The organism is Aurantiacibacter marinus (genome assembly GCF_001021555.1).
Lineage (GTDB): Bacteria > Pseudomonadota > Alphaproteobacteria > Sphingomonadales > Sphingomonadaceae > Alteraurantiacibacter > Alteraurantiacibacter marinus.
In genome coordinates this window covers 186,211-199,408 of record NZ_LDCP01000001.1, presented here as the reverse complement: position 1 = coordinate 199,408, position 13,198 = coordinate 186,211, and the positions used below count along the sequence as shown (strand labels likewise).

General features: G+C 59.7%; 8 protein-coding genes and 1 pseudogene. 7 read left to right on the top strand and 2 right to left on the bottom strand.

Going from position 1 to position 13,198, the window contains the following annotated elements; genetic code table 11:
- Positions 1-32 precede the first annotated feature (32 nt).
- The 4 genes and pseudogenes from rpoC to AB731_RS00920 form a co-directional block, all read left to right on the top strand.
- A pseudogene (rpoC, locus tag AB731_RS00935) lies at positions 33-4,167 on the top strand (DNA-directed RNA polymerase subunit beta'); the annotation flags it as partial.
- Between the two features lie 414 nt (positions 4,168-4,581).
- Positions 4,582-5,397 (top strand): hypothetical protein, encoded by an 816-nt coding sequence (locus AB731_RS00930; protein WP_047092804.1) that lies wholly within the window; start codon positions 4,582-4,584, stop codon positions 5,395-5,397.
- Positions 5,394-5,960, top strand: a complete 567-nt coding sequence (locus AB731_RS00925; RefSeq protein WP_047092805.1) for a hypothetical protein — start codon at positions 5,394-5,396, stop codon at positions 5,958-5,960. Before AB731_RS00930 ends, AB731_RS00925 begins: the two co-directional genes overlap by 4 nt.
- Complete coding sequence (locus AB731_RS00920) at positions 5,957-6,418, top strand: hypothetical protein (protein ID WP_047092806.1); 462 nt, start codon at positions 5,957-5,959, stop codon at positions 6,416-6,418. The genes AB731_RS00925 and AB731_RS00920 overlap by 4 nt, the downstream gene beginning before the upstream one ends.
- Before the next feature lie 12 nt (positions 6,419-6,430).
- Here the strand turns inward: AB731_RS00920 and AB731_RS00915 are convergent, their stop codons facing one another.
- A complete protein-coding gene (locus AB731_RS00915; RefSeq protein WP_052768914.1) occupies positions 6,431-7,513 on the bottom strand; it encodes a polysaccharide lyase family 7 protein in 1,083 nt (360 codons plus the stop codon).
- A 136-nt stretch (positions 7,514-7,649) separates the two neighbouring features.
- On the opposite strand from AB731_RS00915, the gene gltX reads away from it, so the two are divergent.
- Positions 7,650-8,972: a glutamate--tRNA ligase gene (gene gltX / locus AB731_RS00910; RefSeq protein ID WP_047092807.1), complete on the top strand. Its 1,323-nt coding sequence runs from the start codon at positions 7,650-7,652 to the stop codon at positions 8,970-8,972.
- A gap of 129 nt (positions 8,973-9,101) precedes the next feature.
- Positions 9,102-11,276 carry a TonB-dependent receptor gene (locus AB731_RS14265; protein WP_047092808.1) on the top strand — a complete coding sequence of 725 codons (2,175 nt, stop codon included), beginning with the start codon at positions 9,102-9,104 and terminating at the stop codon, positions 11,274-11,276.
- Between the two features lie 242 nt (positions 11,277-11,518).
- Here the strand turns inward: AB731_RS14265 and dcd are convergent, their stop codons facing one another.
- The gene (gene dcd / locus AB731_RS00900; RefSeq protein ID WP_047092809.1) at positions 11,519-12,073 is read right to left on the bottom strand and encodes a dCTP deaminase; all 555 of its coding nucleotides are present in this window, start codon (positions 12,071-12,073) and stop codon (positions 11,519-11,521) included.
- Positions 12,074-12,236: 163 nt separating this feature from the next.
- Here dcd and AB731_RS00895 point away from each other — a divergent pair, with 163 nt between their 5' ends.
- Positions 12,237-13,196 (top strand): hypothetical protein, encoded by a 960-nt coding sequence (locus AB731_RS00895; protein ID WP_197076207.1) that lies wholly within the window; start codon positions 12,237-12,239, stop codon positions 13,194-13,196.
- Positions 13,197-13,198: the final 2 nt, after the last annotated feature.

Sequence of the window (13,198 nt, the reverse complement as noted above, 5' to 3'; positions counted from 1 at the left end):
CCCCTGTTAATCCCCTCAAGGGAATGTGAAAAATGAACGAACTGACCAAATTCACCAACCAGCTCTCCAAGCCGGAAACCTTCGACCAGATCCAGATCGGTCTGGCTTCGCCAGAGCGTATCCGCAGCTGGTCCTTCGGCGAAATCAAGAAGCCGGAAACCATCAACTACCGTACGTTCAAGCCTGAGCGTGACGGTTTGTTCTGTGCCCGCATCTTCGGTCCTGTGAAGGATTACGAATGCCTGTGCGGCAAGTACAAGCGCATGAAGTACAAGGGCGTCGTCTGCGAAAAGTGCGGCGTTGAAGTCACCGTCACCAAGGTGCGCCGCGAGCGTATGGGCCATATCGAACTGGCCGCGCCGGTTGCGCATATCTGGTTCCTGAAGTCGCTGCCAAGCCGCATCGGCCTGCTGCTCGACATGCAGCTGAAGCAGCTTGAGCGTGTGCTGTATTTCGAAAGCTACATCGTCACCGAACCCGGCCTGACGCCGCTGGAAAAATTCCAGCTGCTGACCGAAGACGAACTGCTCGATGCGCAGGATGAATACGGTGAAGATGCCTTCACTGCCAGCATCGGTGCCGAAGCGGTAAAGGTCATGCTGATGGACCTCGACCTGGAACAGGAAAAGGCCGATCTTCTGCATGAGCTGGAAGTCACCAAGTCCAAGCTGAAGCCAGCGAAGATCATCAAGCGTCTGAAGGTCGTCGAAAGCTTCATCGATTCGGGCAATCGCCCTGAATGGATGATCCTTGAAGTCGTGCCGGTCATCCCGCCGGAACTGCGCCCGCTGGTGCCGCTGGATGGTGGCCGTTTCGCGACGTCCGATCTCAACGATCTGTATCGCCGCGTGATCAACCGTAACAACCGCCTGAAGCGCCTGATGGAACTTCGCGCGCCGGACATCATCGTGCGTAACGAAAAGCGCATGTTGCAGGAATCGGTCGACGCATTGTTCGACAACGGCCGCCGTGGCCGCGTGATCACGGGTGCCAACAAGCGTCCGCTGAAATCGCTCAGCGACATGCTCAAGGGCAAGCAGGGCCGCTTCCGTCAGAACCTTCTGGGTAAGCGCGTCGATTATTCGGGCCGTTCGGTCATCGTGACCGGCCCCGAACTGAAGCTGCACCAGTGCGGCCTGCCGAAGAAGATGGCCTTGGAACTGTTCAAGCCGTTCATCTACGCACGTCTTGATGCAAAGGGTCTTTCGATGACCCTGAAGCAGGCGAAGAAGTGGGTCGAAAAAGAGCGTAAGGAAGTGTGGGACATCCTTGATGAGGTGATCCGCGAACATCCTGTGATGCTCAACCGCGCCCCAACGCTTCACCGTCTTGGCATCCAGGCGTTCGAGCCTGTGCTGATCGAAGGCAAGGCCATCCAGCTTCACCCGCTGGTATGTTCGGCATTCAACGCCGACTTCGACGGTGACCAGATGGCCGTCCACGTACCGCTTTCGCTGGAAGCCCAGCTGGAAGCACGCGTGCTGATGATGTCGACCAACAACATCCTCTCGCCTGCAAACGGCAAGCCGATCATCGTGCCTTCGCAGGATATGGTCCTCGGACTGTACTATCTTTCGATGGACCGCGAAGGCGAGCCAGGCGAAGGCAAGATCCTTGGCGACATCAACGAAGTGCATCAGGCACTGCACGTTGGTGCGGTGACCTATCACTCCAAGATCACCACTCGCGTTCCGCAAACGGACGAGGCTGGCAAAACCTACATGCAGCGCGTGAATACCACACCGGGCCGCATGCTGATCGCTGAATGCCTGCCGAAAAACCACAAGGTGCCCTTCGAGTTCGTCAACAAGCTGTTGACCAAGAAGGACATCGAGAACGTGATCGATCAGGTCTATCGTCACACCGGTCAGAAAGACACGGTGCTGTTCGCCGATGCCATCATGACGCTGGGCTTCCGCCACGCGTTCAAGGCGGGCATCAGCTTCGGCAAGGACGATATGATCATTCCGGACAGCAAGGACGGCATGATCGATGAAACCAAGGCGCTGGTTGCCGATTACGAGCAGCAGTACCAGGACGGCTTCATCACCCAGCAGGAAAAGTACAACAAGGTGATCGACGCCTGGAGCCGTTGTGGTGACCAGGTTGCGGCCGCCATGATGGAAGAGATCAAGGCCACGCCCAAGGATGAAAACGGGCGCGAGGCACAGATCAACTCGATCTACATGATGAGCCATTCGGGCGCGCGTGGTTCCCCCGCGCAGATGAAGCAGCTTGCCGGTATGCGCGGTCTGATGGCCAAGCCTTCGGGCGAGATCATCGAAACGCCGATCATCTCGAACTTCAAGGAAGGTCTGACCGTTCTTGAATACTTCAACTCCACCCACGGCGCCCGCAAGGGTCTCGCGGATACGGCGCTGAAGACGGCAAACTCGGGTTACCTGACGCGCCGCCTGGTCGACGTGTCGCAGGACTGCGTCATCGTGCAGGAAAACTGCAAGACCGATAACGCGCTGGAAATGCGTGCCATCGTGCAGGGCGGCTCCGTGATCGCCTCCATCGGTGAACGTATTTTGGGTCGGACCCTGGCAGAAGACATCGTGAATGCTGCAACGGGCGAAGTTATCGTCAAGGCCGGCACTCTGGTGGACGAGCCTATGGTTACGCTGATCGAGGAGGCCGAAACACAGGTCGCCAAGATCCGCTCGCCACTGGTTTGCGAAGCCGAGCAGGGCGTTTGCGCGACTTGCTATGGCCGTGATCTTGCTCGCGGTACGCCGGTCAACATCGGTGAAGCTGTCGGCGTTATCGCTGCGCAGTCCATCGGTGAGCCGGGTACGCAGCTGACGATGCGGACGTTCCACATCGGCGGTGCGGCGCAGGTCAACGAAACCAGCCACCTTGAATCCATCTCCGACGGTAAGGTCGTTTATCGCGACATGCCGAGCATCAAGGACAAGAAGGGCCGCCGCCTGTCACTCGCCCGCAATGGCGAAATGGTCGTGGTCGATGCGGAGGGCCGCGAACGTGCGATCCACCGCGTGCCTTACGGTACCGTGCTGATGTTCGAAGACGGTGCAAAGGTGAAGGAAGGCGATCGCCTTGCTGAATGGGATCCGTTCACCCTGCCGATCATCACCGAACAGGCAGGTGTCGTGCGCTATCTGGATCTTGTCGAAGGCAAGACGCTGGAAGAGCAGATGGATGATGCCACCGGTATCGCTCAGCGCGTGGTGACAGAATTGCGCACCACGGGCCGCGCCAATAAGGAAGATCTGCGTCCGCGCCTGACTCTGCTGAGTGAGGACGATGCAGCCGGAAAGGGCAAGACCAAGAAGGAAGAGGAAACCGAAGCACAGCGTTATATGCTGGCTCCGGGTACCACGCTTTCGGTCGAGGACGGTCAGGAAGTGCAGGCAGGTGACATCCTCGCCCGTGCTTCGCGTGAAGCATCGAAAACGCGCGACATCACCGGTGGTCTGCCGCGTGTTGCCGAGCTGTTCGAAGCGCGCATCCCGAAGGACGCCGCGGTTATTGCCAAGATCAGTGGCCGGATGGAATTCATCCGTGACTACAAGGCAAAGCGCAAAATCGCGATTGTGCCGGAGGAAGGCGAACCAGTCGAATATCTGGTCCCCAAGACCAAGGTCATCGACGTGCAGGAAGGCGATTTCGTCAAGAAGGGCGATACGCTCATCTCCGGCTCGCCTAATCCGCATGACATTCTTGAAGTTCTGGGGATTGAGGCGCTGGCCGAATATCTCTGCACTGAAATTCAGGAAGTCTACAGGCTGCAAGGCGTGCGCATCAACGACAAGCACATCGAGGTGATTGTTCGCCAGATGCTGCAGAAGGTTGAAATCACCGATGGCGGCGACACCACGCTGCTGCCGGGTGAGCATGTCGACGAAGACGAAATGAACGAAGCCAATGCCAAGCTGACCCGCAGCAAGAAGCCTGCCACTGGCAAGCCGATCCTGCTGGGTATTACCAAGGCCAGCTTGCAGACGCGTTCGTTCATCTCTGCCGCTTCGTTCCAGGAAACCACGCGCGTGCTGACGCAGGCCGCGGTTGAAGGAAAGAAGGACACGCTCGTCGGTCTCAAGGAGAACGTGATCGTGGGCCGCCTGATCCCGGCTGGTACGGGTGCCGGCATGAACCGTATGCGCGTGACCGCCAATTCACGCGATGCGGCGATCCGGGCTCAGTACAAGAAGGCTGCAGACGCACTGGTCGCTGCCGAAGAAGCCGAAGCTGCTGAAAAGGTTGCTGCACAGGAAGCTGCGATCATCGCCGCTGACTCCGCAGCAGAGCAGCACGAAGCTGAACTGGCACAGGGTGCAGAAGCTGCCATCGGTGACGATCCATTGGCCGCTGTCGAGGGCGAAACCCATGGCACGGACGCGGACGCCGGCGATTACCTGCGCGAAGACGAAGGCACTGAGCCGGAAGCCATCGTGAAGGAAGAGCAGGCTGAAGAGGCCCCTGCTGAAGAAAAGCCCGAGGACGGCGACGCGTAAGCCGCCGTTCATCGCAAAACATTGAAAAGGCCCCGGAAGTTACCGCTTCCGGGGCTTTTTTCGTGCGCGCGGCTTCGTTTGTTTTGGAAGGGTTGTCTCCATGAAGTTTGCTTTTGCTCTGGTCACGATCATGCCGCTGGCGTCGCTCATACTTGCCTGCTCACCCGCGCCCGGTCCTCAGCAACGCTCCGTTGAAGAGGTTATCGCCGCACGCTCTATCGAGGGAGAATATGTCGTCACCTTCGTCAACGAAGCGGTGCCGCTCATCAACATCGAAGACCATGAGCCCACAATCACCATCGATGCCGAGCGGATCCATTTTCAGTCGCAATGTATCTATCATGATTGGGCATACGAACGCGACGCAGAGCGCCTGCAAACACGCCCGTGGACATATCCCGAAAGTGGCGGGGTAGTGGGCATGTGCGCCCGTGGTCTGAGCGCAGGAGAAACAGCGATCATCGAAGCCGTCGGCGGGGCCGACACAATCCGGTTCGTCCCGCGCGGGCTTTGGCTGACTGGTGATGGCGGCACCTTGCAGATGCGTTTTGTGCCCAGCGACGATCAGCTTGCGGCCCGCGACGTCGATCTGACGGGATCGTGGAACGCGCAGGCCCTGGACGGCAGCGATCTCCCTGTCGGAATTGATCTGGAGGCCAGCTTTGATGCGATCTGGTGGGAGCCCGGATGTGCGGGTCAGGGCATATCCTATACCATTCAGGGGGAGCGCTTTTCTGCGCCTGAGCCCGGCAATCCCGGGATGGTCTGCGATATCGGCTTTCCGCCCGAACTTACCGCAATCTGGTCCGCCATGAGTGAGGCAGACACGATTGAGCAGACAGTAAACAATGGCGTGCTGATATCGGGCAATGGACGCAGCGTGTTGTTGGCACCTAACAGGGGAGAGGCCAGGTGAGGATCGTTCTGCCTGCCGCCGCCACTTTGCTTCTGACGCTTTCTGCCTGTAGCCAGAACGCGCCAGATACCTCGGCCCCTTCCGATGGGCCGCAGCCGGGCGATGCCACGGCTCCCGCAAATGCCTCCGCCGGAGAGGAACCCGCAGGCCAGCCCGGGACCGACCTGCCATCAAATATTACGCCGCCCAATCTGCTGCCGCCAATAGCCTTGCCGGTCGAAAGCATCGCCGGTCGATGGCGCCTATCCAGCATCGACGGCGAAACTGTGCCCGCGGCGGCACGGACGATCTTCGATATTGGCTGTGACCGCGTGGAATTCGGCAATTGCCAGCTTGTTGCATGGAATTACCAGTTGGCGTACGGCGATCTCACCCTGTCGCGAACCGAGGCGATTACGATCGATATTGCGCCAAAGCCCCTGCCATGTGCGGCGCCCTTTCCCCCACCAGTCGCGCGCGCGGTAGGCATTCTTGATAATGCGCGCCGCGTAAACCGTGCAGGAAATGGCAGCATCACCATTTCGAGCGAATCGGGGCGCATGATGCTGGAGCCGGTGTCGTGAAAGCCGTTCCGGTTCTTGCGATTACGGCCCTGCTCCTGGCGTGCTCTCAGCAGCCCGCCGCAACTGGCAGCGATAAGGCCAAGGCTGCCCGCTCTCCCGCTCCCGCTCCGGCCACTCTTGCAGGCGAATGGCGCGTTGCGGGCATCGATGGGGAGCCGCTGGACGAACCTTATGGGATTGCGTTGACGGCAGATGCGCAGGAAATCTGGTGGGAGCCGCGCTGTGCCGGGATGGTCCTCAGCTACTCGATTGACGGCAACGTCCTGATGACCGGCCCCCGCAGCAGCACGCCGCCTGCCCCGACCTCCACACCGGCACCAGTATGTCTGGTCGGGCATCCTGCGCGCCTGAAGGACGTAAGCCAGGCTCTCCAACTTGCTGAGCGGATTGAAATGACACCCGCCAATGGCGTGCTCATCAGCGGCGGCGGACACTCACTCACGCTGTTTTCGCAATAGAGCGGCGAAGCCTTACTCCACCGCGCCTTCAAACGGCACTGACGGACCTACCACCAACCGCGAAAAGCTGACCTGCGTATAATCGCCATTGGTGCGGTCGACTTGCCAGTCGCCGGTGCCAGCGCAGCCTGCGTACCAGAAGCCATCCTGAGTACGGGTGGAGCACTGGTTGTACGCGCCCGCCTTGAAATACAGCGAATCGCCGCCGTAGCTTTGCGCATTATCGAGCTCATCCACGCCCTGCACCAGGCTGACAGCATGGCCGACTGTACCCAGCCGTTCGTTGGTGAAGGTGACGTACATCGTGTTGTTGTGGACGTTGATTTCGTAAGTGAAGTCTTCGCCGAGCGCGATGCCGTTTTCGCCCGGATCTTCCGCGTTGTCCCACAGATTGCCGAACACCGGCACGGCGATATCACTGCGGTCCGGATTGTCGCGCGCCAGATTGCGCTCATAAGTCCAGAAGACCGACCCTGTCTCGTGACCGGGCCACTTCTTGTAATAGATCTTGATCGGTTCGTTACCGAAGCCAAAGCCGCTGCTGGTATCGTCATAACCAACCGAGTGGATTTGCCCGACCACCACCGAATAGGCTGGATTGCGATCAGGATGCATGGCGTTCACCGCCACATGGTCGACCCGCAGCGTTGCCTGCATCCGGCCACCAATGGACCCATACTGATCCGAATCGCGCCGGGCGCGCACCGCAAAATTGTTGCCCGGTGCATGCGTGCCGATGCGGGTGTTGGAGCCGCGCAGCATTTGCCGCAATTCGCTGCGGGTGTTGGAAGAATTTGCGGTGGTTATCGCGCGATTTGGTGCGGTGAAGACCATGCGGCCATCGGTGTCGAGATAGAAGAAGTCGGGATGCGAATAATCGTCAATATCGCCAACCGCGACTTCATCAGGCCGATTATCGCCATCATCATCCTGCGGCAGAGTGATTTTCCAGTGACTGAGGTCAAACATGCTACCGGGGGCAGGATCATGGAGCTGGCCATGGCCTTGGCCATGTTCCTGACTGGCGGCAACAGCAGCAGGCACTGCCAGCAGGCCGAACGCCGCGATTGCAGCTTTGGTGCGATGAAACGTCACAGATTGGCCCTCTCGATTGGTCTAGTCTTTTGCCGCTCTTATCAAATTTTATCTGAATGCCAAGTTGCACAAATGCGTGCGCCGAAGCGACGCGCCTTCTGGCAAAGCTGCACCGCCTGCGCTAACCGCTCAAACCATGACCACGATCACCCGTTTCGCCCCTTCGCCCACCGGCCGCCTGCATGTCGGCAATATCCGCACAGCGCTGCACAATTGGATGCTCGCCCAAAAAGCTGGCGGGCGTTTCATGCTGCGTATCGACGATACCGATGCGGAACGGAGCGAGGAACATTTTGTCGATGCGATCCGCACTGATCTCGCGTGGCTGGGCATCACCCCTGATGGCGAAGAACGCCAATCGGCGCGCATGCACCTGTATGAAGCTGCGTTCGAAAAGCTGAAAGCTACGGGCCGCGTCTATCCTGCCTATGAAACCCAGCGGGAACTGGAACTGAAGCGCAAAATCCAGTTGGGGCGGGGTTTGCCGCCGATTTACGACCGCGCTGCCAAGTCACTCACCGAAGAAGAACGCGCCGCAAAAGAGGCTGAAGGCATCGCGCCGCATTGGCGCTTCGCGCTCGACCATGAAGAGGCAATCACCTGGGATGATGGCGTTCGCGGGACTGCCAAGTTCGATCCGGCGCAATTGTCCGATCCGGTGATCCGGCGCGCCGACGGGTCATGGCTGTATATGTTGCCCAGTGCAGTGGACGATATCGACATGGGCGTGACCGATGTCCTGCGCGGGGAGGATCACGTGTCCAACACTGCCGTGCAGATCCAGATGTTCACCGCCATGGGCAGCGCCCCGCCGCGTTTCGCGCACGAAGCACTGCTGGTGGGCAAGGAAGGCAAACTGTCGAAGCGGCTCGGCTCGCTGGGCTGCGATTCCTTCCGGGAGCGGGATATAGAACCGCAAGCTATCGTCGCCATGCTGGCGCGGCTTGGTACCAGCCTGCCGGTAGAACCGATTGCAGATCGCGCTGCCTTGCTCGAAACATTCGACCTGTCGACATTTGGCCGTGCACCTGCCCGCTTTGACGATGACGAGTTGGACAGGGTCAACAGCGCTATCGTTCACCAGATGGACTACGCTGGCGTTGCGGGCCGTCTGCCCGAAGGCATGGACGAAGCTGCATGGCACGCCATTCGCCCGAACCTGAGCCACGTGAACGAGGCATCGCAGTGGTGGCTGCTTGTCACCGGGCCGATCTCGCAGCCGGAATTTTCCGACGAAGACCGCGCCTATCTGGCGCAGGCCGCAGAAGTGTTGGAATGGGGCGAAGATCCGTGGCGCGCACTGACCAACTCTCTGAAAGAAAGCACCGGCCGTAAGGGCAAGGCGCTGTTCCTGCCGCTGCGCCAGGCGCTGACCGGGATGGACCACGGCCCTGATATGGGCGAGTTGCTGCCCCTGATCGGGGAGCAGGAAGCAAGGGCGCGGCTGGCCTCGGCCTGAACATTCCCGCCGTCCATCGTATGCAATTTGCCCTTTGCCGATTGCGTGCCACAAAGGGGTTGACCTGCTGTTCCATCGCGTTAGTGGCGTGATGATATGTTGTTACCCCATAGCAGGATTCCCCAACCCATGAAAACACTCGCCCTGACCTTGCTTGCCACGGCTGCCATGCCACTTGCAGTCATGCCACTTGCCGTCATGGCACAGGATGCCCCGGCAACTGACGATCCGCAGGAACAGGCTGAAGCTGACAGCGACAGGGATGAACCATCGAATGATGATTTTCACAATGTGATCTACGTCCGCGCCGCCGGTGTTGACCGGCTGGATCTGGTCGCGGGCACTTCCGTCATCACCGGCATCGCCTTGCAGCGGGAAAGCAGCGGCCAAGTTGGGGATATTCTCGCCAGCCTTCCCGGCGTTTCGGCCAGCGGATTCGCTCCCGGCGCCTCCCGTCCGATCCTGCGCGGTTTTGGCGGAGACCGTGTGCGCGTACTGAACGATGGGATCGGCACTCTCGATGCCTCTGGCGCATCGGACGATCACGCCGTTGCCGCTGACCCGCTGATTGCCGAACGGATCGAAGTCCTGCGCGGCCCCGCCGTTCTGCTTTACGGCAGCCAGGCAATTGGCGGCGCAGTGAATGTGGTGACGAAGCGCATTCCCCCGCGCATGCTGGATGAACCGATCCATATAGACGCGCTTGCCGGCTTCGACACTGCCAGCAACCTGCGCGAAGGCGGGCTGTCGGTCGATGTGCCGCTGGGATCATATGTCTCGTTCCACGCGGATGCCTCCTATCGCAACACAGACGATATCGAGATACCTGGTTTTGCCGCCTCCGACCTGCTCCGCGCAGACCTGCTTGCCGATGCGGCTGAGGAGGAAGAGGAAGGCGAATTCGAAGAGGCCGAAGAACTGCGCGAAGCTGCGAATATCAGCGGCGTGCTGCCCAACAGCTACAGCGAAACATGGTCGGCAGGTGCAGGCGTGGCCGCCTTTGTCGGGCAGAACAACTTTGGCGTATCCTTCGACTATTACGACACCACTTATGGCGTCCCCGGCGCCCCCGGCGCGGGCCATCATCACGGCGAGGAAGAAGGCGGCGCAGAGGTTGAAGAGGAAGAGGGCGAGGAAGCCGTATCCATCGGCCTCCGACGTTACCGCTTTGACATGCGTGCCGAATTTGACCTTGGCACAGGGTTTTTCGATGCCGTCCAGACCCGTGCGGGCTGGTCCGATTATACCCACACCGAATTCGAAGGATCGGAAGTGGGCACCGTGTTCGACGTTGGCGGCGTGGAAGGCCGCGTGGAACTGGTCCAGACCCGAAGGAACGGTTGGGGCGGTTCCATCGGCGCGCAATATTCCAGCATTGATTTCAATGCCGTGGGTGAAGAAGCCTACATCCCGCCCAATGTGACCGACACCTTCGCGCTGTTCACTTTGCAGGAGGTCGATTTCGGCCGGTTTGAACTGGAGGGCGGCGCGCGGTTTGAAACAACCAGCGTAACTGCCGATACGCTGGGGCTGGAGCGCAGCTTCGACACATTCTCCGCAGCCATCGGCGGCGGTTTCAACCTGTTTGACGATTTCCGCGTCGGCGCAAACCTGTCTCGCACGCAGCGCGCCCCCACGGCAGCAGAACTGTATGCCGAAGGTCCGCACATCGCGACGCAGCAGTTCGAAGTCGGCGATCCTGCGCTGGGCATTGAATCGAGCTGGGGCGCAGAAGGTTATGTGCGCGGAGAGGTGGGCGAAGTGAAAATCAACGCCAGCATCTACCGCAACTGGTTCAGCGATTTCATCTTCCTGTCCGCCACTGGCGCGGAAGAAGACGATTTGCCGGTATTTACCTTTCGCCAGCAGGATGCGGACCAATGGGGCGCGGAAGCGCAGGTGACCTTCCCGCTGGTCGAAGGGCGCGATTTCTCGCTGCTGGGCGATCTGCGCGGTGCCTATACTCATGCGGAACTGGACAGCGGTGAGGCCGTGCCGCGGATCCCGCCGCTCAGCCTGTATGGCGCACTGGAAGGCCGCTGGGCGCACTTCGACCTGCGCGGCGAAGTCGAATGGTATGACGACCAGACGAACCTCGCGCCGCTGGAAACGCCGACCGAGAGCTTCGCCCACGTGAACCTCTCGCTCGCCTGGCATCCGTTCGAAGGCGAACAAAACTTCACTCTGTTGGCACAGGTGAACAATGTGTTCGATACAGAAGGCCGCCGTGCAACCAGCTTTACCAAGGATTTCGTCCCGCTGCCGGGCCGCAATTTCGTCCTGAGCGCGAGAACTTCTTTCTAGTTGCGAAGCCGCATCCGCAGGTGCGCCCTCCCGGCTGTTCCCTTCGCTTCGCGGCGGGGCCGGTCCGGGCGGGCCTTCGCCCTTGCCGGCCCAAGAGGGCCGGATTGACACCACGGTTTGCTTGGCGCTGATCTCGTTGCCGACCAGGCAACGACAGAGCCCGACTGGGCGACCGCAGGTGCCCCGCAGCGCAGCGGAGGGAACAGCCGGGAGGACGAAGCGGCGGATGCCGCTTCGAAAAACTAAAGCTTAGGCAACGTCACTCCGCGCTGGCCCATATATTTGCCCGCGCGGTCCGCATAAGTGACTTCGGGCCGTTCATTGCCCTGCAGGAACAGGAACTGGCATGCGCCTTCATTGGCATAGATTTTTGCAGGCAGCGGTGTGGTGTTGGAAAATTCCAGCGTCACATGGCCTTCCCAGCCCGGTTCCAGCGGAGTCACATTCACGATAATTCCGCAGCGCGCATAGGTGCTTTTGCCAAGGCAGATCACCAGTACATCATCGGGAATGCGGAAATATTCGACTGTGCGGGCAAGCGCAAAACTGTTGGGCGGGATGACGCAAACGTCGGTCTGCCGGTCCACCAGAGACTCGCTGTCGAAATTCTTGGGGTCGACCACGGAAGAATTCACATTGGTGAAAATCTTGAACTCATCCGCCACCCGCGCATCATAGCCGAAGGAGCTGAGGCCGTATGAGATACACCCGTCCCGCCGCTGCGCCTCGGTAAACGGCTCTATCATGCCGTGATTTTGCGCAGCGGTGCGAATCCATTTGTCTGAGAGAATTGCCATTTGAAAGAGATTCCCGATGTGGCGTGCGGGGGCAAGAGCAGCGCCGGATTATCCCCCGCACAGCGCCCGCCGAGCATTTTGTCGCTGTGATACAAGGTCGGTGTCGCCCGTCCTTTTAAGGTAGTTTTTCGGATCGCAAAATCGAGGGCAAGACATGGTAAAATTGGGTCACGCTAGTGTCGCCGTTCTGGCGAGCTTCCTGCTGGTGTCATGCGGAGGGGACGATTCCAGCCCAACGCCGACAGGCTCGGCAACGCCGACGCCAACACCGCCACCTGCTCCTCCTCCGCCGACATTTACGTATACGCAGTTTGCTAATCTGACCGGAGTGCAGGATTTTGCCACTGCCTGCATCGAATACGGACAGGCACTTGATGGCGTGCCGCGTCTTGTTCAGGCCTTTCCCTACTCCGGTGGTGGCAATATCGATCTTGATGCTGGCACGGCCATCTGGACAGTCACTGAATTTGGCGGCGGCGTTTCGGCAAGCTTTGGACCGGGCGATATTGTAAGTCAGGCTGCGGACCGGGTCCGCTATGATTTGAATACCACCCCGCTTCCGACACGGCTGTCGATTTTCCAGTCGACGGTTGCCGGGACCCCTGCTGCCTACGGCCGAAGGACCGGTTATCTCCTGCCGACAGGCAACGGGCTCCAGACAGCGTTCTGTACGCTTGGGGTGCCAACCGACCCCGACGATATACCGGCAGCCACCACGGTGACCTATACTGACCTCGCGATGGATGGCTTCCTGATCCAGCGCAATCCTGCGGGCGGCAATTCGATAACCTCACAGATCGTCAGCGGCACTGGCACGATTAGCGGAAATACAACCAACGGTTCGATCAGGTTCTCGATTTCCTATGTTGTTGAGGACTCGGCTGGAGCACGGCGGACGGTCGGACCGATTTCGGGCGATGTCGATATCGATTTGTCGGGGACTGATCGGGCCGGATATTTCGGGCTTCTCAATTTTGGTGGAATGCCGGAATATCAGATTACCGGTGGCTTTTATGGTCCACAAGGGCGCGAAACAGGCTTCGTCGTTGCGGCGCAGCTTGATCAGGATTCCGACGGCCGCCCAGAGGAGTTCCTTTTGATCAATGGCTACGCCACGCGGTAGGC